Raw genomic sequence first — 23,712 nt, forward strand, 5'->3', positions numbered from 1 at the left:
GCAAAATGCTGAACAAAAAACCGCCTTTACGAATCTAGGGGTCGAAACCCCTGTAAAATTCGGTAAAGGACGGCTGCTTATGGTGCCAAAATACGAGCTTTAATTCGGTTGGAGACGGAATTTATTTTATTCGGATCCACCGTTCAGATAGTTGAAGAAAGGCTGGTCCACCCAGAAGTCATACGTTGTAATGTCCGCATCAGGTGCCAACTTCAGGAAACCTTCACGAATGGATTTGGCATTCTCTTTCAGAGAGAAGGACTGAGCATAGTAATTGCCAAGCGCGATCTTATTATTGGAAATGACAGGATAGTTCGCCAATGCAGTTGGTGAATAATACAGCGGTTGCCACCAGGAACTGAGAATCAATGGAGATGTACTGTCACTGTTCTTTTTGGCATATTTCAGCACAATGTCGTTGAAGCGGACTTTGTCTGCCACATTGTTGAACTCGAACTGAATATCATATTCCTTCGCAGAAGCAATATAGTTGCCGTTCTCGATCTGTGTCACTTTATAATCAGGTGTTTCCTTCGGCTCGCCCCATTCCTTCAAATAAATGAAGGCAGATGTCTTCGGCTGGAATTGTACATCAGCATCAATACCTTCGCTACGCAACAAACCAACCAACTGTACAGCATGTTGAATATTATCGTGGCCATAGGTAAGTGTCAGTTCATCGATAAAGTTGGAATCAAAGCGGCTATCCTTCAGATTATAACCTGTTACGAGATCATCTCGCAGGGCCTGATCCACAATCTTTCTCAGCTCAGGTGACTCGATCAGATCCGCTGTGCGATATGCAGCGTATAGTTTGGAATAGATGTCCGCATCGCCGGAACGCCCAATCTCATGTTTGTATTTCCCTTGACTGACCAGTACGCGTCCAAGCAAAGTATTAGCGAAATCTTTACTTGCTACGCCACCTTTAAGGAGAGCGGGGTATAGGCTTTCGGGAATCAGGCCTGTATCGATCGCCGCAGCCAGTTCCTGTGCGGCTTGTCCCTGAACACGGTTCGGGCTAATGCCAACTTTGGCAAGCGCTTTGGCTGTTTTCTCTGCAGGATATGTATAAGCCAGTTCCTTGAATCCGGCTGCTTTCACCGCGATGAAGACCGCTGCATAAGTGCTCAGATGATCCTTGGCACGTACTTCTGTACCGGTAAGAACCCCATTATTGTATAAGGATACGGCAGCATCATATGAAGAATCACCAGAAGACAGATCGGTAAAGACTGGAGCTTTGGCTTCAATGTCACTTGCTTGAGTTGCTTCCGTGATGGCTGCAATGGCTTGAATGAAATCACCTTTGGTAATCTGTTGCGGCAATTGAATGTTGTATTTCGCTTGCAAGAATTGAGCAAAATCCGCTGCGCTTTCCGTATAAGCGCCTGGCGCCTGAGCTACCGGTCCTTTGACACTTTGTGATGTGGTTGGTTTAGCCGGAGTTGCAGATGCTGCAGAAGCGGAAGCGGGCAAGCTTAGGCTGCCGAGTGTTACCGGAGCGGCGAGTAGAGCCGCCAGTGTGATCTGGGTGATTTTTTTCAAATGAATAGCCTCCTTAAAATGGGTTGGAAAATAATTAGCTTTGGGTTATAATTCTGACAATTCCTATCAGAATAGAATAATTGGATTGACTTTAGCACGGAGACGCGCTGGATGTCAACGAAAAAAAGCTTGATACAGAACGGTTTCCAAAGCTTGGTAGAAAGTGAATTGTCAATTATATTCTATTTGAGTGTATACGCTCAAAGATTTATTGACAAGGATCGACAGTATCCGCTAGGATAAGAAAAAAGAATGTTGAAAAGGGGTATTTTCAAAATGAAAAGAGGTTTATCGTTCGTCTTATCGATCATCATGTTGGCTATTTTGTTAGCAGCTTGTGGAAATTCGGCTTCCAAAGACGAACAATCCGCCCAAGGCAGTGATTCTGAGAAATCTCTTCGGATGGCCCTCGTACTTCCCGAAAAAATAGGGGTTAACCCTTTCTTTGTACAGATGGATGAAGGCTTCAAAAAAGCAGGTGAAGAATTCAAAGTAGACACCAAGACGATTGAATCGACAGACCCGGCAGCATTTGAACAAAATCTGCGTGCAGCGGTTGCCGAGAATTATGATCTGATTATTACAGCAACTTTCCAGGCAGAAGATGCATTGAAGAAAGTCGCTGCAGAAAATCCGGACAAGTCCTTTGCAATTGTAGATACAACCGTTGATCTTCCTAACGTTCGTAGCGTTGGTTTCCGTGAATATGAAGGGGCGTACCTGCTCGGTGCAGCTGCTGGATTGTCCACCAAAACAGACAAACTCGGCATGATCGCAGCAATGGATGTACCATTGATCAAGAAATATACGGAAGGTTTCAAAGCTGGATTGGAATCCGTGAATCCGGATGCAGAATTCCTCGTGAACTATGTAGGTGGATTTAATGACCCGGCCAAAGCCAAAGAATTGGCGCTGGTGCAATTCGGCAAAGGCGCTGACTTCATCGCTGGCGCATCCGCTGTAGGTGATCTCGGCGTGTTCGAAGCAGCCAAGGAAAAAGGATTCTACACATCAGGTCAGGATACGGACCGTACAGTTGAAGACCCGGAACATATCGTATTGTCTCAATTGAAGTCAACCGATACGGTTGCTTATGAGACCGTGAAAGATTTTGTAGAAGGCAACTTCAAAGCAGGTGCAGTAAACTACGGTTTGAAAGAAGACGGTGTAGGCCTGACTTACGTTACACGTGATAGCGAATCTCCATTGAATGCTTTCGTCGGACAAGAAGTGATCGACAAGGTTAAAGCAATCAAGGATGATATCGTATCCGGCAAAATTGTAGTCAAAGATCCATTGCAACAATAGTTTTGAATGTTCTTTTCAATGAATGAGTGATGGAAATGATCAGCCGGCTGCCCGATCAGGCAGCCGGTTTTGCTGCTATTAAATGACCAGTATATGTTCAACTTATCGTTTACACGATAACGAAGAGGACAGAAATAACCTGAAGAAGCGAAGTGTTCGCATTTATCCCCGGATTTTCCCGTGTCAAAAGGGAATCAAAAAATCTGGGGATAACGGCGATCGGAAGGTTGTTCTGTCATCGTAGTGGCGTGTGTAACCTTTTTAAGTTGAATTGAGGGGAGCGAACGCGAGATATGCTGTTGGAGATGGAGCAGATTACGAAGAAGTACGGTGGCTTCACCGCTAACCGTGACATCCGTTTTAATTTGCGTGAGGGAGAGATTCATGCCCTGGTAGGTGAGAATGGGGCCGGTAAAACAACCTTGATGCGTATGCTGTACGGTATGGAACAGCCCACGTCAGGCACAATCAAAGTCCGCGGACGTGAGGTGAGCTTTGCCACGCCGTCCCAGGCGATGGCAAGTGGCATCGGCATGGTGCATCAGCATTTCATGCTGTTCCCTTCCTTTACGGTGGCGGAGAACATCGTGATCGGACGCGAACCGGCTAAGGCAGGCGCATTTGACCGCAAAAAAGCAGCGGCTCAAGTAAACGAGCTTGGCAGAAAATATGGTATGCCGGTCGACCCGTGGAAAAAAGTGTCCGAGTGCCCGCTTGGCATGCAGCAGCGTGTTGAAATTCTCAAGGTGCTGCATCAGGGCGCAGACATCATTATATTGGACGAACCTTCGGCGGTATTGACACCACTTGAAGTGAAAGAACTGCTGGCGAACATGAAATCTCTCGCCAAGCTGGGCAAAACCTTTGTACTGATCACGCACAAGCTGCAAGAAGTCATGGATGTAGCCGACCGGATCACGGTGCTTCGGGATGGTCAGGTGACAGGTACGTTGGAAGCCAAAGATACACATGTGGAAGAATTGTCCCGTCTGATGGTTGGTCGTGAACTTGTGCGTATGGACAAGCAGCCATCGGTTCCAGCGGAAGCGGTGCTTCAGGTGGAAGGGGTTAATCTGTCCGGAGCGAAGGATCGTTCGGCGCTCAAGGAGATTCATATGGAGGTTCGAAAAGGTGAGGTCGTTGGCATAGCGGGTATCTCGGGTAACGGCCAGTCGGAACTGATTCAGGTCATTGCCGGACTGCGTAAGGCGGATAGTGGTCGCGTCTTGCTCTCCGGGCAGGATACAACCAACTGGCCTGTACGGCGCATCCGGGAGCATGGACTTGCTCATATCCCGGAAGATCGTTACATGTGGGGAGCGGCCAAGGATGCGAGTGTTCGCGAGAACGGGCTAATGGGACACCATCATCGCTTGCAGTCACGCGGCATTATCAAAGCCAAAGCAGCAAGAACAATGGTAGAGAGTTGGATCCAACAGTTCAGCATCAAGACAGGTTCTGCGGAGACCAAGGCACAGTTTCTGTCCGGAGGAAACTTGCAGAAGCTGATTGCCGCTCGTGAATTTGCACAGGATACACCGTTTCTGATTGCAGCCGAACCAACACGTGGTGTGGATATCGGAGCGATGGAGACGATTCATGCCGAATTGCTGCGCAAGCGTAGCGAGGGTGCGGGTATTCTACTCATTTCATCAGAGTTGTCCGAAATTTTGCAATTATCTGATCGGATTATTGTCATGTATGAAGGTGAGATTGCGGGAGAATTGAGAGCAGAGGAAGCGACTGAGGAACAGATCAGCTTGTTAATGGCAGGAGGGAAAGAGCGGATATGAATCGGGTAAAAGAAACACTTCGCGGACTCGTGCAGCCGCTGCTTGCCGTATTCATCGGTCTGATTGCAGGGGCTGTGGCGATTCTGATCGTTGGCGGTAATGTGGTGGATACGTATGCGGAGATGTGGAAAGGGGCCTTCGGCAACTTCTACTTCTTCACGAATACGTTGGCTCGTTCCACACCAATTATCTTGGCAGGGCTTGGCGTAGCATTGGCATTCCGTGCCGGATTCTTCAATATGGGAGCGGAAGGCCAGATGATTCTTGGCGGGCTTAGTGCCGCGCTCACGGCGCTCTATCTGCCAGGCCCAGGCTGGTTTGTGTGTATTGCTGCGATAATGGCAGGTATTCTTGCCGGGGGAATCTGGTCCCTGTTTGCAGGGTGGCTGGATGCGCGTTTCGGCATGAATCTGTTGATCACAACCTTACTACTTAACTATATTGCCATTTATTTCGGGGGCTACATGGTCTCCTATCCATTCAAGGACACTACAGGATCTGCTGCGATGGCTCAGACACCCATGATTGACCAGAGTATCTGGTTGCCAAAGTTGTTCCAGGGCATGGGGCTGCATGCAGGCTTCATTATTGCCATTGTAGCAGCTATTCTGATCTACTGGTTCACACATAAAACGGTGACTGGTTATGAAATCCGCATGCTCGGCAGCAACCCGTCCTTTGCAACCTACGGTGGTGTTCGACGCATTCGCATGATGATGCTGTCCATGGTCATCAGTGGCGGACTAGCTGGACTTGCAGGTGCGGGGGAAGTGCTTGGTACACAGTACCGTTTCCTTGATGGCTCGCTGTCATCGGCAAGTTACGCATGGAGCGGCATTATGGCAACGCTGCTTGCCCGCTCACATCCACTCGGTACTGCTGTGGCAGCTATTTTGCTGGCTGCGTTACAGACAGGTGCCATGGGGATGGAACGGAACACGGATGTACCGCTGGAAGTTGGCAGTGTCATCCAGGCTGTATTGACGTTATTTGTATCAGCTCAGATCGGTTATTCATTCCTGAAGCGGAGAAAGGAGAAAAAGTCCAATGCAACAACTGTTTGATGCAGCCATGTTTGGCTCAACCTTGCGGATTATGACTCCAATCCTGCTTGCAGCGCTCGGTGGGGCTTTGTGTTCTCGTGTCGGTCTGTTCAACGTCGGTCTTGAAGGACTGGTTCTGATCGGTGCGTTCTCCGCGATTGTTGGTAATTATCTGTTTGGCAATGTGCTGCTGGCTGTACTCTTTTCCATTATAATTGTGATGTTATTCTCAGCGCTCTTTGCCTTTATAAGCATTAATCTGAAGGCCAACGCCATCGTGGTCGGGATCTCGCTCAACTTCCTGGCTGCAGGGGTGACGACCTTTGCACTGCGTGCGATTTTTGATGTGAAAGGTGCATACTACGACAAAGACATGGTGGGACTTCCCAAGTGGGATATTCCATTGATTAAGGACATTCCGTGGGTGGGCGATGTAATATCGGGACATAGTCCGCTAGTCTACCTCGGCATTGTGCTCGTGATTGCATTGCAATTTTATCTGTTCAAAAGTGTATCCGGCTTCCGCCTGCGCTCCGTCGGTGAGAACCCAATTGCAGCGCAGAGCATCGGGATCAAGGTACGCGGCATCCAGTATGGTGCCGTTCTGATGTGCGGTGTGTTGTGTGCTCTGGCTGGAGCACAGTTGTCGCTCGGTCAGGTAACGATGTTTACGGAAGGCATGACTGCTGGTCGTGGCTTTATCGCGCTGGTGGCAACGATGCTGGGGCAAGCGAATCCGCTTGGTGTGATGGGCTCCAGTGTACTGTTTGGCTTCATGGAAGCATTAAGTATTCGTCTGCAAGGATTCTCCCTGCCAACCCATTTCACATTGATGCTGCCGTATATTGTAACGCTTGTCGCGATGTTCTTTTTCAAAGACCGTACCTATGCACAGGATGCACTGAAAGCGGGCGGAAGCTCGCGTTAATTCCTGAATGTCTATGTTAGAGACAGTAAAAGAAGGAGGAATTCCACTTGCATAACAAGGCTGAACGTTTGAAAAAAAGTAAAACCCCGGCACCCAAAACAGGTTACGATCACGGAGATCGGCTGCCGCCAGGACAGATGCTGACGGAGAAATTCCCGATTCTGCATGAAGGGGAAGTGCCGGAATATGACCTGTCCACTTGGGACTTGAAGGTATTCGGCGAAGTGGAAGAGGAGAAGGTGTTCTCCCTAGCTGAGTTGCAGGCGATGCCACAGGTGAACACGGTGAGTGATATTCACTGTGTTACCCGTTGGTCGAAATTTGATACGCCGTGGGAAGGTATTCGCTTTTCCGATTTTGTGAAGCTTCTTGGGGTTAAGCCGGAGGCAAAATACGTCATGATCCATGCGGATCATGATTATGAGACAAATGTACCGCTTGAAGAATTGATGCATGATGATGTATTACTTGCATTCAAATATAACGGTGAGCCACTAACACCCAAGCATGGTTTTCCACTGCGTATGGTTGTGCCACAACTTTACTTCTGGAAGAGTGCCAAGTGGATACGTGGTCTTGAGTTTATGACAGAAGATCGGAACGGATTCTGGGAAGTGAATGGTTTCCACCATTTTGCCGATCCGTTCAAGGAACAACGCTTCTCCGGTGAAGATCTGCCGATTCCGGAAGACGAGTGGACGAAGAAGGAGTTTGATTAAGATGTTAATGCCTATTTTGCAGATTCATTCGGAAGACATGCCGGCATACGCCATCGTCTGTGGTGATCCGGCACGTGCGGAGAAGATTTCCAACAAGCTGGAGCAGGCGAGAGAACTGGCGTTCAGTCGGGAGTATCGTACATTTGTTGGATTGTATGAAGGGGTACAGATCGCTGTGGTCAGCCACGGTGTAGGTTCACCAGGAGCAGCTGTGTGTTTCGAGGAATTGATTCGCGCGGGTGTAACAACTCTGATTCGTGTAGGTACAGCTGGGTCGTATACAGCCGATTATCCGGCAGGCAGTGTGATAGTGAGTACAGCAGCCGTTCGTACGGACGGGTTGACTCGCCAACTGGTGCCGGAAGGTTTTCCAGCGGTAGCGGACATTGGGGTGACACAAGCGTTGATCGAAGCTGCTGGTGAGCAAGAAAGCGCGGATGCTGCAAGCTTTGCAGGTAAAGTGGGCGTAGGTATCACCGTAACGCTGGATGCGTTCTTTGCAGGCGTGGAAGAGATTCCACACCGCAAGTATAAGCAGGCTGGAGCACTTGCAGCTGAGATGGAAATTGCAGCGCTCTATATTGTCAGCACCTTGCGTGGCGCGCGTGCTGGAGCCATTGTCGCGATCGATGGATTCGCGGACAGCGACCTGGCTGCCGAGTATGATCCACATACGGATGCGGTTGGACAAGCGGTGGAGCGTGAGATTAATGCAGCGCTACGCGCACTTGCCACGCTTGCTCGCCAGGATCAGGCATAGGTTGGTTAAGGCAAGTATGCATTTTTGCTCAGTGTTACAAGCAAACCGGTAGATGATGTCCATTTGAGGTGGACAATATAAAAAGGGCGTCCCGTAAGGTCACGAATTTGACCCAGGGGGCGTCTTTTCCTTTTTAAGAGGGGGATGCAGGTACAGTAGCGAATTGTATTTGCATGGCATGTCATTAAATTAGGAGAGTGATTAAATATGGGCTGGAGTGAATTACGTGAAATTCCTAATGAATACAGCGATGAGGTACAGCGGATTGATGAGCAACTTTTGAAACTGGTTGCAGCCAGAAAGGACATAACCGGAGCAGTCCAATACCAACCCCCTCAAAATACCATCGATGAATGGGTGAGCTTACTGGATATGAAGGAGGAAGATATCCGATATGTTCTCCGTAGCGTGCAACCGATGCCGCAAAGACACTACTTTCCAAGTGAACCTCTTCAATTGACGAGTGTGGTGCCGATTATGAAGAAAATGATCAAAGATTCGTGTGAGTATATGATCACGCATTCAATGCAATATGAAGGCGAAAGCCTCGTTTATGTGGAGATTCAATATAAGGGGAATGAAGCTGAGCGTATACAAATGGTTCCACATTTGGCTCTGGAAATATTCAGCGAACAGAGACATATCACCATGAGACATGGCAGTCGTGGAGGAGGTGGGGAGACGCAAATTAGTTTCCGAGTGGTTCCTGCTCTTCCTTCTTCTCTGGAAAACGTTCGATTCTCCTTGATTCCCTCAATACCAGAGATGGAATACAAAGTAGAGGAAATCATTTTGGATAAACAGGTTGATTTCGATTAACGGGTAACAGGATATATCATGAAAAATGACGTATGGATAATGCGCATGTACTAAGGGCGCAAAACCTATACGTCATTATGTTTATCTGGGTAAATAACACCTTGTTCTTTCTCAAATTCTTCAATATGTTGTTCAATAAGATACTCAATTTGCATTGCAATAGATCGTTTGTTTTTGTCCGCAATCACTTTAATTTTCTCAAAATTCTTTTCTCGCAGCCTAAGTGTAAAGACTCTTTTATCTGTAGCCATGAAATAAAATCTCCTCAAAAAGTAATGTTCATATTGTATCATTACAAAATAATTCAATATACAATCATATTGACATCTAAGTGATGTCACTCTAATATTTATATTCATAGTGACGTCACTTTTTTGGAGGGGAACATGGAGGACTTCGAAGAAATATTTAACCAGTTCAAAGCTCTTCGTATGGAGAGTATCGGAAATCTTGTGATTTATAATTCAAAAGAATATAAAAGATTGAGTCAAGAAAGTGATCGTTTGTTTATGGAGCTGTGTGAATATGTTAAGCCAGAGGGGATGGCTTTATTTTTGGACTATTGTAATGTAATAACCCTTCTTCAGGGTACAGCAGAGTCAGTAATGTACGAGCAAGGGTTTAGAGATGGATTTAGCTTAATAAAGTTAATGTTTAATTCAAATAACACATAACTTGGGGATCGCATGTCCCTCGCGGAGAATGATAAAGCAAAAAATGGGTAAGTTATATAAAGGAACATCATATTGAAGATAAACACATAAGGGAGGATTCTACGATGACACAGAACAATCAACCTCAGGACGAGGCGGAAATTCGCAACAAGCTGGATGAAGACGGGGATTCCTTGATGGAGAAAAAGAAGATTTTGAGCGGAGTAGACATTGAACCGCAGGCGGACGAATGGGCAGCGAAGCCATCACCTGTTGCTTTTAATGAAGGAAATGCTTCTTCGAAAAAATAAACAACATGAGCATCCTACGGGCTTGATGGAATGAAGATAAATGTAGCGAAGCAGGTACCCTTATGGTATCTGCTTTTTGGTTGTATAATAATGTAAAATTCAGCAGACGAAAGAGTGATGGGGATGATTACAGGTAAGAATAACATCAGAATGGCAGAAATGAGGGACTACCCTGGCGTGTCATTGTTGATGGATGAGCTGCACCAGATGCATGTTGAGGCGCGGCCGGATCTGTATAGAGCGTTAGAGACCAGAATGGAGGAAAAGGAGTTCACCGAACTGCTGGAAACGGACAAGCGTTACCTATATGTTGCCGAGTCTTCCGAAACGGGTTTGATTCTGGGTTACGGGAGTGCTCAGTTAAGTTTAATTCAGGATAACCCATTGATGGTGGATCGCAGGATGTTGTACATCCATGAACTTGTAGTGGATAACAAACATCGGGGGCAAGGAACAGGCAAACAGTTACTACAAGCATTCATCGAGCTAGGGAGAGAGCTTCAGGCAGACAGCGTGGAATTATCCGTGTCGACGTTTAACTCTGGGGCACAGGCTTTCTATGAACAGATGGGTCTGGTTGTCCGCAGCAGCAGGATGGAGTATACCTTGTAAGATGCATCGCTCTATTTAATTAGGAAGGATTCTTCCATTTTTATCAAAATATCAAAATAGTCTTGAATACCCCCATGGGGTATGTTACTCTTAGAAAAGAACGAAAGAAAAGGGGTGTTCAGATGGAACATCAGAGCCATCCCGAGGAACCTATGCAATCCTCCATTTCAGATTCAACGGAAGCTTCGGTTACAGTTCAAGAAGCGGTATCCTGTCATACCGAGGGCAGTGATGGGAAGCATGTGCGCAAGAGTCACCATTCGCAGGAGATGAAGAGTAACCTGGTCTCTCGTTTGAACCGTGTGGAAGGTCAGATTCGCGGGATCAAAGGATTGATCGAAAAGGATACGTACTGTGATGATGTGCTGACGCAGATTGCGGCGGCTCAGTCTGCTCTTAATTCAGTGGGCAAACTTTTGCTTGAAGGCCATATGAAGAGCTGTATCGTTGAGCGTATTCAGGCTGGTGAACATGAGGTTGTGGATGAACTGCTGGTTACGATGCGGAAGTTAATGAAGTAAGGAAGTTAATGAAGTAAGCTGAATCAATTCAACTATTTAATTTATCATTTTAATATACCCCAAGGAGGAATTTACAATGTCTAATGTTACGTTGAACGTTACGGGAATGTCCTGCAATCACTGCGTGAAATCAGTTGAAGAAGCTGTGAAGAATACCGGTGCGAGTGGTAAGGTTGATCTGGCAGCGGGAACAGTAGCAGTGGAATATGATGAGCAGAAAGTGAACGTGGATCAGATCAAAGCTGCGATTGAAGATCAGGGATACGATGTAGTCTAACGGGATCACAGGCTTAAACCGAACATGCTCATGGGCACAAAGAGGGCAAACCCCTTTTCCCACGAGTCAGGTTTAAGCCTAATTTTCTGTCTGATATATACCCCTTAGGGGTATGTTCGAATGCAACATACAATAAATTGAATCGATATGAAAGGAGCTGACATGATGGATAACTCAACGAATAAACCGATGGATGGATCATCTGAACCCACCCCAATACCACCTGTGGCAGAAGCACCAGGGCTGAAGGCAACACTGCACATCACGGGGATGACCTGTGCTGCCTGTTCGACGCGAGTGGAGAAGGGATTGTCCCGCATGGAAGGTGTGCATCAGGCCAATGTGAACCTTGCCATCGAACAGGCAACCGTATCTTATGATCCGAAGACAACTAACGTGAACGCGTTGCGGGATAAAGTAGAGGCGCTTGGCTACGGTACGGTGTCCGAATCGGTTGATCTGAACATCACCGGTATGACGTGTGCTGCCTGTTCTGCCCGGATTGAAAAAGGACTTTCCCGACTACCGGGGGTATCTCAGGCGAATGTGAATCTGGCGCTGGAAACAGGGCATATCGAATATGCCGCTGGTGCATTGAAACCTTCGGATATTACCGCCAAGATCAAGCAGATGGGCTACGGTGCTGAACTGCAATTGACGCAAGAAGAGACCACATCGGTTCGTGAACGTGAGCTGCAACGCAAAAAGTGGAAATGGATGATATCTGCGTTGTTATCAATTCCTTTACTGTGGGCAATGGTCGGGCATTTCTCGTTCACATCCGGAATCTATGTCCCAGATCTGTTCATGAACCCTTGGTTCCAGCTGATTCTGGCAACGCCAGTACAGTTCGTGATTGGATGGCAATTCTATGTGGGGGCGTACAAAGCCCTACGTAACCGCAGTGCCAATATGGACGTTCTCGTCGCATTGGGTACCAGTGCAGCGTTTTTCTATAGTCTCTATCTGACGTTATCCAGTGGGTACTTACCTTCTACAACGATGGATCATGGTGCAATGGGAACGAGCACAGCCGCCATGCCTTCGGTAGAACTCTATTATGAGACAAGTGCAATTCTGATTACGTTAATTTTACTGGGAAAATGGTTCGAAGCTGTGGCGAAAGGTCGCTCTTCACAGGCTATTAAAAGCTTGATTGAACTGGCTCCACGTGAAGCTCGTGTCATCCGTGACGGACAGGAAGTGATGGTTCCTGCCGCATATGTTGCGGTGGGTGATCTGATCCTGGTGAAGCCGGGGGACAGTATCCCGGTGGATGGTATCGTTGAAGAGGGGCAATCCTCTGTGGACGAATCCATGCTAAGCGGAGAGAGCCTTCCCGTGGATAAAAAGCCTGGAGATCCTGTTACAGGTGCTACGCTGAATAAAAACGGGGTATTACGACTACGTGCGACCCGAGTGGGATCGGACACGGCTTTGTCCCAGATTATTAAAGTAGTCGAGCAAGCTCAGGGCTCCAAAGCACCGATCCAGCGGATTGCAGATGTCATTTCAGGCATATTTGTTCCCATTGTTGTTGGCATAGCCGCGCTGACATTCCTGATCTGGTATCTGTTTGCAAGTCCAGGTGACTTCGCTGGTTCCCTTGAAAAAGCGATTGCTGTGCTTGTCATTGCCTGTCCATGTGCACTGGGGCTGGCAACGCCGACCTCTGTCATGGCTGGATCAGGACGTGCCGCTGAATATGGCATTCTGTTTAAGGGCGGCGAACATCTGGAGTCAGCACAACAGATTCAGACCGTGGTGCTCGACAAAACAGGTACAGTAACCCAGGGTAAACCGGTGCTTACCGATGTTATCACGGCTCCGAATTGGACGGAATCCGATCTGCTTGAGCGAGTGGGAGCGGCCGAACAGAGTTCCGAGCATCCGCTGGCAGAGGCAATTGTTGCAGGTATTCGTGCCAAGGGCCTGGAGCTAACCCCAACAGAGAAGTTTGAGAACATACCGGGATACGGCGTGCGAGCTTCAGCAAAAGGGCAGGAGATTCTGGTCGGCACACGTCGTTTGCTTGCAGATGCGAAGGTGAATGTCTCTGAGGAAACCGTTCAGCAGATGAACCGTTTGGAGGAACAAGGGCGTACAGCGATGCTGGTAGCGGTGGATGGTCAGTGGGCAGGGATCGTGGCTGTGGCTGACACCATCAAGGATACCTCTCGCGAAGCCATTGGGCGTCTTCAGGCGATGGGGATTGATGTCATCATGATCACGGGAGACAATGAGCGAACAGCTCGCGCTGTAGCAGAACAGGCAGGGATCGGTAAAGTTCTGGCTGAGGTGCTGCCGGAAGGTAAAGCTGCGGAAGTGAAGAAACTTCAGGAGAGTGGCCTGAAAGTTGCGATGGTAGGTGACGGCATTAATGATGCTCCGGCACTTGCTACTGCTGATATTGGGATGGCCATCGGAACAGGAACGGATGTAGCGATGGAAGCGGCGGATATTACGTTGATGCGTGGTGATCTGAACAGCATTGCAGATGCCATTGAGATGAGCCGGCGCACGATGGGGAACATCAAACAAAACCTGTTCTGGGCACTCGGATACAACGTTATTGGTATTCCCATTGCGGCAGTTGGCTTCTTGGCTCCATGGCTGGCAGGGGCGGCGATGGCGTTCAGCTCCGTGTCGGTTGTCCTGAATTCCCTACGTCTGCAACGCATGAAGCTGAAGAGAAATGACTGACCGACCTTTGTTTGGAGATATATTCAACGCCTTATTGTTAATGAAGTGAGGATGAATAAATGCGCGGTCCGCTGTGACGGACCGTGTTTTTTGTTGAGAAAAATACAGTTGAGTCGCCAGAAAGTAAGCCTGAATCGTTGATATAGATGTTCTTTTCTACGGAGAAAGGATAGCATAATGCACGTTTGTGAAAATGGATCGATTGTATTCATGAATAAAGCTTTCATTTTCTGAATTTTTCAAAAATGAGTTGACAATATGGACATATTCACATAAAATTTAAACAATCGTTTGATTCAAACAACTGTTTAAATCAAATTAGAACTATTTGAGTAATGGAGGACACCTTTTATGTTACAGGCTTTACGTACATTGTTTAAAAAACCGCCAGTGATTGTAGGGATCGTAACAGCACTTATGTTCCAAGTGATCTTTAGCGTGATCTGGATGACCGCATATTCTGGAGTAAATGACCGTACGAAAGAATTGACGGTTGCGATTGTGAACGAAGACGGCGAAATGTCCAAAGGAATTGCGGATTCGCTCGCAGGAACACTGCCTTTTCATACCGTATCCAATCTGAGTGCGGCTGAAGCGTTGGATCAGCTGAATCATCACCAAGTACACATGGTGCTGGATATCCCGGCTGGATTTAACGAATTGCTTCAGACGGCTGGCTCAACTGCCGAGATTATATACACCCTTAATGAAGCAAACCCGGTTACGATTAAAAGCATGATGCAAGGTGTATCACAAAGTGTGACAAACACAATTAACAAACAAGCTACAGCACAAGGGGTACAGACGGTGTTGACCGCTTCAGGTGCGCCTGCCGATCAGGCTGCTGAAGCCGCGACAAACCTGACTACCCGAGTGGAAGGAACGACAACGTCCATCAACCCGGTTAACGGGATGAATAATCAGATGGTGCCGATGATGATGGTACTGGCTTCCTATGTAGGTGCCATGATCATGGGGATGAACCTCCAGACAGCCATGGGTATGCTGTCATCTACCTATTCCCGATTGACTTTGTTTGGCGCGAGAGTAGTCATTAACGTGGGTTCTGCATTGGTCGTTTCCCTGCTGGGATCATCATTGATCGTGGCACTGGGAGGACAGATTGCACAAGGATTCGTTGCATTCTGGTTGTTCCAGGCGCTCTTCCTGTGCACGTTCATGTTCTTCTCCCAGTTCTTCCTGATCTGCTTCGGACCAGCGGGAAGTCTGTTCAACATCATCTCACTGTCCTTGCAACTGGTATCCTCCGGTGCTATGGTACCGCGTGAATTGCTGAACAGCTTCTATAGCGGCATTGGGCAGTACCTGCCTGCAACATACGCCGTTCAGGGTATTCTGAGCGTGCAGTTGGGAGGCCCAGGAGTTCAGTCTGCTGTAGGTTCCATCGTGATTGTACTGTTGGTTGCCGTTGCGTTGTCATTGGTCGTGACGTTGTTGAAAAAACAACGCATGCCAGCTATGGCTCCAAGCCCGGCTCAGGCAAACAACTAATACAGCAGATGTATACCATTGCTTCATAGATAGGACAAGCACCCCGATGATTTTCATCGGGGTGCTTGGTGTAATATAATAGACAGATACAGTACCTGACTACAGCCCTTGAGCTGAAGCGGATGAAATGAACGGATAAGAGGGAGCGGGACGGAATGACTGAACCGGAATTGGATATCAAAACGAGGATATTGCTTGCAGCCAAGAAGCTTTTTGCACAGCAGGGGTATGACGGGACGAGTGTTCGTCAAATCTGTGATGAGGCGGGTGCGAACGTGTCACTGGTCTCATACCATTTTGGCGGCAAAGAAAAGGTGTTCGAAGCCTTATTTGAGCATTTTTTCCCTGGGCATATGATGAACTCGCTGGCGGAAGAATCCATGTCCTCGCCTGTGGAAGGCATCCGACGAATTATTGGTGAAGTTGTGAAGTTCACGATGACGGATCGGGAGATGAGCGATATTGTGCAGCTTGAAATTACACTTCGTACACATCGCACAGCTACCGTATTTCGTTTTCTGGACCCCGTCTGGACTCGAGTTAAGGAACTTCTGCAAGAAGGAAAAGACCAGGGATTGTTTCAGATTGAGTCCGTAACTTATGCGATGCTTCAGGTAATGGGTGTGGCCTTGGCACACAAACGGGCCAAGAATTCACGGTTTGGCTTTGAATATCAGGATATGAATACAGACGAACTCGCTGAGCAGACAATTGAGTTCGTACTTCGAGGATTGGGAGTGAACAGCCATGAATGAAACCATTGAGTTAATGATGAAACACCGCTCTGTACGCAAATTCAAGCCTGACCCGGTGAGTGATGAGCAGCTTGCAGCCATCGTAGCAGCGGGTCAGATGGCTTCTTCTTCAAGTAGTGTACAAGCCTATACCGTCATTGCTGTGACTGACATAGAGCAGAAATCCAAGCTGGCTGAATTGGCAGGCAATCAGGCCTACGTCAATGAATGTCCGGTGTTTCTCGTATGGTGTGCTGATCTGTATCGGCTGAGTGATGCTGCGAAACGTCATCTTCCTGAAAAGGAATCGTATGCTGATTCAACAGAGAATTTCATGGTAGCCACGATTGATGCTGCTCTGGCTTCCCAGAATGCCGCTCTTGCAGCGGAGTCACTAGGATTCGGAATCGTATATATTGGGGGGCTTCGTACCCGGATTGAGGAAGTAGCTGAGTTGCTGGATTTGCCGGAAGGAGTATATCCGGTGTATGGCATGTGCATTGGTGTTGCAGATCAGGAAACGGGAATTCGGCCGCGTCTGCCGCTGGATGCAATCCTGCATCATAATCGTTATAATGCCGAGCAGAGCATCAAAGGTGTTGAGCAGTATGATGAGACAACGACGGCGTACATGAAAGAACGGACTAACGGTGAACGAACGACTCCATGGTCCGAACTGATGGCGAAGCGCCTGACTGAGCCGACACGGTTGCAAGTGAGACCGTTCCTGGAAGGCAAAGGATTCTTGAAGCGTTAAGTTGAACTGAAGGTAGTTACACTTGCCACTCCGATGACAGAACAACCTTCCGATCGCTGTTATCCCCAGATTTTTTGATCCAATTTTTGTGAAGGTGAAAATCTAGTGATAGCGTATGCTTCCGAAGTAGCTTTCTTTCAGAAAGCTTTTAGACGACCGCTCTGCTTCCTCAGGTTATTTCTGTCCTCTACGTTCCTGTGTAAAAATTTAGTTCAACTGATATATAATAGTAGACTAGAAGTCAGTCGGGGCGAAGCCGACTGGCTTCTTTGTGTTGTGCTGGCAGGACAAGCGATAGTACTTGCTGTTACCTGATTGTACTCAAGTTAAGCCATAGAAACGCTTTGTGTTCTGATAAAAGAGCCGGGCGGCCCGCTCGGTTCCCATGCCGGTGATCTCACTCCATGCCTGGATGACCTGTCTGGTCATGGCAGGGTGTGTCATTCGTCCCTGAAATGGTCCTTCGAAGGGCCAAGGTCCGTCGGTCTCGGCCATGACTTGTTCCGATGGATATTGCCGGGCGAGTTCACGAATCTCTTCTTCGTAATGAATATCTGGCGTGAAAGAGATGAAATAGCCATTATCAGCCATACGCCTTATGGTTTCGCGAGAACCCTTGAACCAGTGGAAATGGGCGCGTCGGAACTGATTTTGCTCCAGCAAATCACAGACGATATCCGCATCTTCGTATACCGCATGAAGGACAAGTGGTTTGTTGTGCTTTTTGGCGAGCTGGATGAAACGTTCAAGCAACTCGATATACCCGCTCTGATCGAAGCGCTGCCCTGCCTGCTCCGCTTCCTGACGGTTGTAATAGGGGAGGCCGACTTCTCCTATGGCTGTAGCTTGTCCAATATGCTTCTCGATCCATTGGAAGAACAGGTCCATTTCTACAACGGACGGCAGTTCCTGTTCTGGATGGAAACCGAAGGCTGGATAGATGTTACGTGGATGTTGTTTTGCAAGCTCCAGATTGGCCTGGGAAGAAGCGAGATTCATGGACACGGCGATGACTGCCTCGACTTGTTGAGACGGGAAAGATAGCAGCATCTCGTGTTGTTCGTCAGGGGTATACTGATCGAAGTGAATATGAGCATCAATTAATGGTGCAAAAGCTTGAGAATGCACGAGGGAATTCCTCCTTGTGGTCATTTATATTCTAACTATGTTACGCAGAATTTCTTGTAGTGGATCACCCATTAAAGGAAAATAATAACTTAAAAACCCGCGCTATTATGATAGGCGGGCTTTCTGCTGTTCTTCTCGCATCCACTGTGCAATCTGCCGTTTACGCTCCAGAAAAGCGGATTCCTCCGTAATTTCTTCTCGTCTTGGGCGATCAAAAGGAACATGTACCTCGTGCAACACCGTTGCAGGTCGGTTGGATAATACATAGACCCGATCCGCTAGCAGCAATGCTTCTTCGATATTATGGGTGATGAACAGCACCGAGCGGCGGTTCTGTTCCCAGATATCGAGCAGCCAGCGCTGCATGTCGCTGCGTGTCAGTGCATCCAGCGCGCTGAAAGGTTCGTCCAGCAGCATGAGTTCCTGCGGACTGAGCAGGGCGCGCAAAAATGCCGCACGCTGCTGCATTCCGCCCGACAGCATATGAGGATAGGCTTGCTCGAACCCGGCAAGACCCACGCTGCTTAACCACTTACGAGCTTCTGCAAGTGCTTCGTTCCGAGGGGGAGCGCTTGAAGCTACTTCTCCAGCAAGCAGTACATTATCTTCAATGGTACGCCAAGGGAAAAGGGCGGGCTGTTGGGGCATATAACTTATCTTGCCACGCTGTCCCGTTACATTCTGACCGTTCATAAGCACTTGGCCTTCCTGTGGCTTCAGCAGACCGCCGATGATATGGAACAGAGTGCTTTTGCCACAGCCAGAAGGTCCAACGATAGCAACAAACTCGCCTTGCTCCACAGTCAGGGACAGGCCGTTCAGAACCGGTAGCTTGCTGCGCCGTTCACGGAATGATGCATGAACATTAACAACGTCCAGTGCAGGTGGAACCGGAGCAGGAGTCGTGTTGGCAGGTCGATCAGGCGTAGCCGAGTTAAACTTTTCACCGTGCGTTGGCTCTATTACACTTGCTCCTCGTCCAGGCTGGACTTGTTCATCCTGTTGTCGATTCATATGGTCATCACTTCCTATATACAGATTACATGCTTTACTACCGCTTCTGTGGCCGCCAGCGCACGAGCAGCCTCTCCAGCAGGGCAATGAACAGGAAGAGCAGCAAGCTGAGCGCGACAATAATCATGATCGCCACGAATAAGCGGTCCGTACGATAAGCCGACTTTTGCAGCATCATATAATAACCAATACCCTTGTCTGCACCAATCCATTCGGCAATGATGGCACCCATCACGCTATAGGTAGCGGCGATTTTGACACCGGAGAACACGGATGGCAGCGCATGGGGGAGCTCCAGCTTCCAGAAGAAATGATGACGTTTCGCACCAGCCATGCGCATATAGTTCATCATGGCCGCGTCAGTACGGGTCAAGCCGTCCATGGCCGCCACTGCGACGGGGAAGAAACAGACCAGGATGATGGTAATCAGCTTGGGCAACAGTCCGAATCCGAACCAGATTAACAGGAGCGGCGCGAGCGCGATGGTCGGGATATTTTGACTAAGAATAAGTAGAGGGTACAGGGCTGACTTGAGAAAAGGGACCAAATGCAGCACCATCGCAATCAGTAATCCAACCGCTGTTCCAGCGGCGAATCCGATAAGCGTTAACTGAATGGTTGCGGAAGCGTGCATGCCAAGCCGTTCGGCCTGAGTTGCTGCTTCGCGGGCGATATCGGACGGTGCAGGCAGCATCCATTTCTCAATATGGAAGAGGGAGACGGCTCCCTGCCATATCGCTATAAAGAGAATAACCGCCACAATGGGCGGCCATACACTTTTGAAATAGGCATGCATTAGCGATACTTCTCCGTCAGGGTATCCATGCTGAAGCCAGTAGGGCTATGGGCGATTTTGATCTGGGAGATGATGCTTGGGCTGCCAGCCTCCACGAGTACCTCGTGCATCTTGCGGACAACCTCCAGCAGTTCCTCCAGTTCCCCCTCCATCGTGGTGTCGAGTGCGTTCACCTGATATTTCAGGCCGGATTGCTGAATAACTTCAATGGCGCGATCTACGTAAGGATAAGAGTTCTCGCCATTTGGCGTTTTCGGGATAACCTGAATGCTAAGTAATGTGCTTGCCATGAGAGATCACGGCTCCTTTCGTGATAAATTGCATGAATTGAACCAGGTTTACACTTATCACTCCGATTGCAGTACCCTCTTCCGATCGCTGTTATCCCCAGATTTCTTGAATCCATTTTCAATGGGGGAAATCCGGAGATAAAGGCGAACACTTTGTTTCTTCAGATGGGTTCTGCACTCTTCGTTCTTGTGTAAAAAAGTTAAACTTAAGCAATTTTTATTGGGGTAAAAACTCGTTTGTATATGCCTTGCTCACATCGATCTGTTCATCCAGCAGTTTTTTGCTAAACATCCAGTCAGTGTAGTTTTGCCACACTTCCTGTTTTTGTTCTCCCCAGCGCGGGGCGTCATCTGTGTACTTTGGACTAAGCCATTTCTGGCTTGCCAGCACGAGGTCTTTATCCAGATCAGGGACGGCCTTGATCAGAATGTTGGCTGCGTCTTCGGGATGATCAATCGCATATTGATACCCTTCGGAGGTGGCTTTCAGGAATGCTTTCACCAACTCAGGGTCGTTTTGGATCGTTTGCTCGTTGGTTACGAGGACAGGCGTGTAGTAATCCAATGCTTCTGAATAATCCTTCACATATAACATGTTGATCGGTTCCCCGCGCAGTTCGGCTTCAATGCCTGTCCAGGCGTAGAAAATCCACGCGAAATCAATATCCCGTTTCACTGCGGTGAAAAAGTCAGCGTCACCCATGTTAATGTTTTTCACTTTCGATACATCGGCTCCGTCGCCTTCCATAATGGATTGCATCACGGCTTCTTCCACAGGGGAACCCCAACCGCCATAGGTTTTACCCTCAAAATCTTTCGGTGATTTGATATTCCGATCTGCCGGAGCAGCGAACCCGGATGTATTATGCTGAATAACTGCTGCGATGGAGACCAATGGAACACCCTGTGTGCGGGCTTGAGTTACACTCTCCTGATAACTTACGCCAAACGGTACTTCATTGGAGGCAACCATCGTATCTGCGCCACCGGCACCTGGTTGTACAACCTCCACGTTCAAGCCTTCGGCCTTGTAAAAACCTTGATCTACAGCCGCATACAGGCCGGTATGATTCGTATTTGGTGTCCAGTCGAGCACCACTTTAATATCTTTCAGGGCGGCAGTGTCACCTTCGTTGCTGCTTTCCGTATTTGTGTTGCCGTTCTGCCCAGCTGGGGCAGCTTCTTTGCCACCACATGCGGCTACAGTCACCATAAGCACGCATAAGAGCAACAATCCCATCGTTTTACGCCATTTCATCTGTGGTTCTCTCCTTCGGTATGTCCGGCCGATTGGCCCGGGGTACTCCTTGGCTTCATATCCAATCATCTTGCATAAATCGACAGATTTATACCAGTTGAGATCTGGATAACGTCACTTTTTTAGCTCTCTGGCTATATAAAAGAACATTAAAAAAGCGTCCCGTATTCCGGGACGCGTGCAGGCGTTAGAGAGGTGGCGTTCAGCCATAGGGCTGTGCCATTTCGATATACTCCGATTCCTACGCTGGCATGATCCAGATCAGGTCTAAGGGTTAGTATCTTGGTGGGATACACTCTCAGCCGGCCAATTCCGACTCCCCTGGGAAACTATGAAGTTACGGGCATTACTAGGTGTAATTATAGGCCAGCGGGTGGAACGTGTCCAGTCAGGAACTGGATGGGGACACGTATGAACTTATCAAACAGGTCGTTATACATATGTATATCAGCCTGTTTAGATGTGTTATTTTCAATAATTATCGTGGCGAATCATATAAGGCAATCTGGCTGAGTGCAAAAGCATCGGATAGTGGGCCATAGCCTAAGTGCTGAAGATCTGGAAGGCTCCCCACAAATACTTGGATCAAATCCGATGTTTGATATCTCGTCGCATCAGGGCTGCTTTCCCTATTTCAGCGATCAGCTTTTGATCGATTGACCTTGACCGGAGACGCTTGCTTCATTTAAACAACATAATTTAGATACAAAAGGAGATAGTACTGCTATACAAATAATTACTTTTTACATAAAAATGGGGGCGTACTGAATGATCCTTAAAACCATATTCGCAATTATTCTGTCCTATTGTGTCTACGTTTTTTTCACAGCTTACCTTTTATTTTTGGTTCCGTCTCCATCTACTATTGAAAATACGGATATGCAAAAATTGTTAACCGCAGGAAGTACGACAGATCGCGTACTGCTCTTGGAGGACGGCTTTCAATCCGGTCAGGTGAGAATCCAGACCATTCGAGAGGCGAAAACAAGCATCGACCTGGCTTATTACTCCATCCAAAAAGGAAAAACATCTCAACTCTTTTTTGCTGCTTTATTCGATGCAGCTGATCGGGGTGTTCATGTTCGAATCGTTTTAGACGGGATTTTTCACAACATGCGCGGAGAATTGCGTGATATTCCAGATGCCATTGCAGCTCACCCCAATGTGGAGTTAAGGTATTATGAACCACTCAACATAGTTATGCCATGGACATGGCATAACCGTCTGCATGACAAGATCTTTCTTGTCGACAACACATATGGCATCATTGGCGGCCAAAATATTGGTGATAGATACATGGCATTGCAACCCAAAAAAGACTATGTATTCGATCGGGATGTCCTTGTTTACAATCCAAACCATAATACGAACAGCACAGTTGTTGAAATGAAAAAATATATAGATCTGTTATGGGAACATCCATTCACCAAACCAGAAAAACATGCCAAACGTCAACATCATGCAAAGGGGTTAAAAGAGCTGGCTCGGCTGGCTCAGTTATATAAAAAAGCTCGGGCTCAGAGCGATCCTTTTGTTAAAGTGTTGCCGAAGGAATGGGCTCAAGAGGCTCTTCGTTCCGACCACGTCGCTTTCATTCACAATCCAATCCAAAGGCTGTATAAAGACCCGATCATGTGGAGAGCATTTGTTCATTTCGCCAATCAAGCAAAGTCGAAGGTGTACCTTCAGACGCCATATGCCATTCCTACCAAGAAAATGAAGAAAGCCGTACATCTGTCGATGAATCCAAAAGCAGAATGGGTCATGGTAACCAATTCAATCCAGCAGACCCCTAACCCTTTGGCTTTCGCGGGATACTTAAGCTCTAAGAAACGGTTGCTTGATACCAATCTGGCCATTTATGAATACCAAGGCCCTTATTCCATACACGGCAAATCATTTGTCATGGATGATTACCGCAGCATGGTTGGTTCGTATAACCTTGATCCCAGATCCGCCTTTCTAAATACCGAATCTGCTGTGGTCATTTCTGGTTTTGCATTCGCCAACGAACTAACAGAAGCTATGGATATCAAACGTGCACATAGTACACGTGTGAATAATGGTGAGTATCCAGCAGAATCTACGAATCAGAAAGGCCCTGTTTTCAAACGAATGGCAATCACAGCTTTATCCAAACTGTCTTTTCTCTGGAGATTTCTGTTGTAGAGAAGAACCAGCTAATAGATATAGCTACTTTTACAAATTTTAATTTGGAAAAATCACGA

General features: G+C 47.8%; 24 protein-coding genes and 1 riboswitch. Of the genes, 17 read left to right on the top strand and 7 right to left on the bottom strand.

Annotation, left to right across the window (positions count from 1 at the left end):
* Positions 1–126 precede the first annotated feature (126 nt).
* On the bottom strand, positions 127–1,548 hold the full coding sequence (locus MKZ13_RS02195; RefSeq protein ID WP_221823880.1) for a hypothetical protein: 1,422 nt from the start codon (positions 1,546–1,548) through the stop codon (positions 127–129).
* Positions 1,549–1,824: 276 nt separating this feature from the next.
* On the opposite strand from MKZ13_RS02195, the gene MKZ13_RS02200 reads away from it, so the two are divergent.
* From MKZ13_RS02200 to MKZ13_RS02230, 7 genes are all read left to right on the top strand, one after another.
* Complete coding sequence (locus MKZ13_RS02200) at positions 1,825–2,856, top strand: BMP family protein (RefSeq protein WP_221823881.1); 1,032 nt, start codon at positions 1,825–1,827, stop codon at positions 2,854–2,856.
* Between the two features lie 293 nt (positions 2,857–3,149).
* Positions 3,150–4,649, top strand: a complete 1,500-nt coding sequence (locus MKZ13_RS02205; protein ID WP_221823883.1) for an ABC transporter ATP-binding protein — start codon at positions 3,150–3,152, stop codon at positions 4,647–4,649.
* Positions 4,646–5,713 carry an ABC transporter permease gene (locus tag MKZ13_RS02210; protein ID WP_221823884.1) on the top strand — a complete coding sequence of 356 codons (1,068 nt, stop codon included), beginning with the start codon at positions 4,646–4,648 and terminating at the stop codon, positions 5,711–5,713. The genes MKZ13_RS02205 and MKZ13_RS02210 overlap by 4 nt, the downstream gene beginning before the upstream one ends.
* Positions 5,697–6,620, top strand: a complete 924-nt coding sequence (locus MKZ13_RS02215) for an ABC transporter permease (RefSeq protein ID WP_017691011.1) — start codon at positions 5,697–5,699, stop codon at positions 6,618–6,620. Before MKZ13_RS02210 ends, MKZ13_RS02215 begins: the two co-directional genes overlap by 17 nt.
* A 47-nt stretch (positions 6,621–6,667) precedes the next feature.
* On the top strand, positions 6,668–7,339 hold the full coding sequence (locus tag MKZ13_RS02220) for a sulfite oxidase-like oxidoreductase (RefSeq protein ID WP_221823885.1): 672 nt from the start codon (positions 6,668–6,670) through the stop codon (positions 7,337–7,339).
* 1 nt (position 7,340) lies between these two features.
* Positions 7,341–8,099 carry a nucleoside phosphorylase gene (locus MKZ13_RS02225; protein WP_221823886.1) on the top strand — a complete coding sequence of 253 codons (759 nt, stop codon included), beginning with the start codon at positions 7,341–7,343 and terminating at the stop codon, positions 8,097–8,099.
* A gap of 207 nt (positions 8,100–8,306) precedes the next feature.
* Positions 8,307–8,918 (top strand): hypothetical protein, encoded by a 612-nt coding sequence (locus MKZ13_RS02230; RefSeq protein WP_221823887.1) that lies wholly within the window; start codon positions 8,307–8,309, stop codon positions 8,916–8,918.
* Between the two features lie 65 nt (positions 8,919–8,983).
* On the opposite strand, the gene MKZ13_RS02235 is transcribed toward MKZ13_RS02230, so the two are convergent.
* Entirely contained in the window at positions 8,984–9,169 is a 186-nt protein-coding gene (locus tag MKZ13_RS02235; protein ID WP_076319539.1) for a hypothetical protein, read from the bottom strand.
* 135 nt (positions 9,170–9,304) lie between these two features.
* Between MKZ13_RS02235 and MKZ13_RS02240 the strand changes: the two genes are divergently transcribed.
* The 9 genes from MKZ13_RS02240 (at position 9,305) to nfsA (ending at position 16,998) form a co-directional block, all read left to right on the top strand.
* Complete coding sequence (locus MKZ13_RS02240) at positions 9,305–9,592, top strand: hypothetical protein (RefSeq protein ID WP_101314873.1); 288 nt, start codon at positions 9,305–9,307, stop codon at positions 9,590–9,592.
* Between the two features lie 104 nt (positions 9,593–9,696).
* Positions 9,697–9,882 (top strand): hypothetical protein, encoded by a 186-nt coding sequence (locus MKZ13_RS02245; RefSeq protein ID WP_017691007.1) that lies wholly within the window; start codon positions 9,697–9,699, stop codon positions 9,880–9,882.
* A gap of 150 nt (positions 9,883–10,032) precedes the next feature.
* Positions 10,033–10,494, top strand: a complete 462-nt coding sequence (locus tag MKZ13_RS02250; RefSeq protein ID WP_339181437.1) for a GNAT family N-acetyltransferase — start codon at positions 10,033–10,035, stop codon at positions 10,492–10,494.
* Between the two features lie 152 nt (positions 10,495–10,646).
* Positions 10,647–11,015 carry a metal-sensitive transcriptional regulator gene (locus MKZ13_RS02255; protein WP_339185293.1) on the top strand — a complete coding sequence of 123 codons (369 nt, stop codon included), beginning with the start codon at positions 10,647–10,649 and terminating at the stop codon, positions 11,013–11,015.
* Between the two features lie 76 nt (positions 11,016–11,091).
* The gene (locus MKZ13_RS02260; protein WP_036673156.1) at positions 11,092–11,292 is read left to right on the top strand and encodes a copper ion binding protein; all 201 of its coding nucleotides are present in this window, start codon (positions 11,092–11,094) and stop codon (positions 11,290–11,292) included.
* A 189-nt stretch (positions 11,293–11,481) separates the two neighbouring features.
* Entirely contained in the window at positions 11,482–13,995 is a 2,514-nt protein-coding gene (locus tag MKZ13_RS02265; protein WP_339185295.1) for a heavy metal translocating P-type ATPase, read from the top strand.
* Between the two features lie 351 nt (positions 13,996–14,346).
* Entirely contained in the window at positions 14,347–15,507 is a 1,161-nt protein-coding gene (locus tag MKZ13_RS02270; protein ID WP_339181440.1) for an ABC transporter permease, read from the top strand.
* A gap of 155 nt (positions 15,508–15,662) precedes the next feature.
* A complete protein-coding gene (locus MKZ13_RS02275; RefSeq protein ID WP_076216037.1) occupies positions 15,663–16,262 on the top strand; it encodes a TetR family transcriptional regulator in 600 nt (199 codons plus the stop codon).
* Positions 16,255–16,998 carry an oxygen-insensitive NADPH nitroreductase gene (gene nfsA, locus MKZ13_RS02280; RefSeq protein ID WP_221823893.1) on the top strand — a complete coding sequence of 248 codons (744 nt, stop codon included), beginning with the start codon at positions 16,255–16,257 and terminating at the stop codon, positions 16,996–16,998. The genes MKZ13_RS02275 and nfsA overlap by 8 nt, the downstream gene beginning before the upstream one ends.
* Before the next feature lie 321 nt (positions 16,999–17,319).
* On the opposite strand, the gene MKZ13_RS02285 is transcribed toward nfsA, so the two are convergent.
* The 5 genes from MKZ13_RS02285 to MKZ13_RS02305 form a co-directional block, all read right to left on the bottom strand.
* Positions 17,320–18,150 (bottom strand): TatD family hydrolase, encoded by an 831-nt coding sequence (locus tag MKZ13_RS02285; protein ID WP_339181443.1) that lies wholly within the window; start codon positions 18,148–18,150, stop codon positions 17,320–17,322.
* Positions 18,151–18,231: 81 nt separating this feature from the next.
* The gene (locus tag MKZ13_RS02290; RefSeq protein ID WP_221823897.1) at positions 18,232–19,140 is read right to left on the bottom strand and encodes an ABC transporter ATP-binding protein; all 909 of its coding nucleotides are present in this window, start codon (positions 19,138–19,140) and stop codon (positions 18,232–18,234) included.
* 37 nt (positions 19,141–19,177) lie between these two features.
* Positions 19,178–19,936 carry an ABC transporter permease gene (locus MKZ13_RS02295; RefSeq protein ID WP_221823899.1) on the bottom strand — a complete coding sequence of 253 codons (759 nt, stop codon included), beginning with the start codon at positions 19,934–19,936 and terminating at the stop codon, positions 19,178–19,180.
* Positions 19,936–20,226, bottom strand: coding sequence for a thiamine-binding protein (locus tag MKZ13_RS02300; RefSeq protein ID WP_017690996.1), 291 nt, complete (start codon positions 20,224–20,226; stop codon positions 19,936–19,938). The genes MKZ13_RS02295 and MKZ13_RS02300 overlap by 1 nt, the downstream gene beginning before the upstream one ends.
* Positions 20,227–20,443: 217 nt before the next feature.
* Positions 20,444–21,484 (bottom strand): ABC transporter substrate-binding protein, encoded by a 1,041-nt coding sequence (locus MKZ13_RS02305; protein ID WP_339181446.1) that lies wholly within the window; start codon positions 21,482–21,484, stop codon positions 20,444–20,446.
* A 220-nt stretch (positions 21,485–21,704) separates the two neighbouring features.
* Positions 21,705–21,817, bottom strand: a riboswitch (TPP riboswitch).
* A gap of 435 nt (positions 21,818–22,252) precedes the next feature.
* Between MKZ13_RS02305 and MKZ13_RS02310 the strand changes: the two genes are divergently transcribed.
* The gene (locus MKZ13_RS02310; RefSeq protein ID WP_339181448.1) at positions 22,253–23,653 is read left to right on the top strand and encodes a phospholipase D family protein; all 1,401 of its coding nucleotides are present in this window, start codon (positions 22,253–22,255) and stop codon (positions 23,651–23,653) included.
* Positions 23,654–23,712 lie beyond the last annotated feature (59 nt).

This window comes from Paenibacillus sp. FSL R5-0701 (assembly GCF_037973995.1).
Classification (GTDB): Bacteria; Bacillota; Bacilli; order Paenibacillales; family Paenibacillaceae; genus Paenibacillus.

Bases quoted from the DNA above. Each gene is read 5' to 3' on its own strand.
- MKZ13_RS02200 (WP_221823881.1), top strand. From the start codon at position 1,825: ATGAAAAGAGGTTTATCGTTCGTCTTATCGATCATCATGTTGGCTATT.
- MKZ13_RS02205 (WP_221823883.1), top strand. From the start codon at position 3,150: ATGCTGTTGGAGATGGAGCAGATTACGAAGAAGTACGGTGGCTTCACC.
- MKZ13_RS02210 (WP_221823884.1), top strand. From the start codon at position 4,646: ATGAATCGGGTAAAAGAAACACTTCGCGGACTCGTGCAGCCGCTGCTT.
- MKZ13_RS02215 (WP_017691011.1), top strand. From the start codon at position 5,697: ATGCAACAACTGTTTGATGCAGCCATGTTTGGCTCAACCTTGCGGATT.
- MKZ13_RS02225 (WP_221823886.1), top strand. From the start codon at position 7,341: ATGTTAATGCCTATTTTGCAGATTCATTCGGAAGACATGCCGGCATAC.
- MKZ13_RS02230 (WP_221823887.1), top strand. From the start codon at position 8,307: ATGGGCTGGAGTGAATTACGTGAAATTCCTAATGAATACAGCGATGAG.
- MKZ13_RS02235 (WP_076319539.1), bottom strand. From the start codon at position 9,169: ATGGCTACAGATAAAAGAGTCTTTACACTTAGGCTGCGAGAAAAGAAT.
- MKZ13_RS02240 (WP_101314873.1), top strand. From the start codon at position 9,305: ATGGAGGACTTCGAAGAAATATTTAACCAGTTCAAAGCTCTTCGTATG.
- MKZ13_RS02245 (WP_017691007.1), top strand. From the start codon at position 9,697: ATGACACAGAACAATCAACCTCAGGACGAGGCGGAAATTCGCAACAAG.
- MKZ13_RS02250 (WP_339181437.1), top strand. From the start codon at position 10,033: ATGGCAGAAATGAGGGACTACCCTGGCGTGTCATTGTTGATGGATGAG.
- MKZ13_RS02255 (WP_339185293.1), top strand. From the start codon at position 10,647: ATGCAATCCTCCATTTCAGATTCAACGGAAGCTTCGGTTACAGTTCAA.
- MKZ13_RS02260 (WP_036673156.1), top strand. From the start codon at position 11,092: ATGTCTAATGTTACGTTGAACGTTACGGGAATGTCCTGCAATCACTGC.
- MKZ13_RS02265 (WP_339185295.1), top strand. From the start codon at position 11,482: ATGGATGGATCATCTGAACCCACCCCAATACCACCTGTGGCAGAAGCA.
- MKZ13_RS02270 (WP_339181440.1), top strand. From the start codon at position 14,347: ATGTTACAGGCTTTACGTACATTGTTTAAAAAACCGCCAGTGATTGTA.
- MKZ13_RS02275 (WP_076216037.1), top strand. From the start codon at position 15,663: ATGACTGAACCGGAATTGGATATCAAAACGAGGATATTGCTTGCAGCC.
- nfsA (WP_221823893.1), top strand. From the start codon at position 16,255: ATGAATGAAACCATTGAGTTAATGATGAAACACCGCTCTGTACGCAAA.
- MKZ13_RS02285 (WP_339181443.1), bottom strand. From the start codon at position 18,150: ATGACCACAAGGAGGAATTCCCTCGTGCATTCTCAAGCTTTTGCACCA.
- MKZ13_RS02290 (WP_221823897.1), bottom strand. From the start codon at position 19,140: ATGAATCGACAACAGGATGAACAAGTCCAGCCTGGACGAGGAGCAAGT.
- MKZ13_RS02295 (WP_221823899.1), bottom strand. From the start codon at position 19,936: ATGCATGCCTATTTCAAAAGTGTATGGCCGCCCATTGTGGCGGTTATT.
- MKZ13_RS02300 (WP_017690996.1), bottom strand. From the start codon at position 20,226: ATGGCAAGCACATTACTTAGCATTCAGGTTATCCCGAAAACGCCAAAT.
- MKZ13_RS02305 (WP_339181446.1), bottom strand. From the start codon at position 21,484: ATGAAATGGCGTAAAACGATGGGATTGTTGCTCTTATGCGTGCTTATG.
- MKZ13_RS02310 (WP_339181448.1), top strand. From the start codon at position 22,253: ATGATCCTTAAAACCATATTCGCAATTATTCTGTCCTATTGTGTCTAC.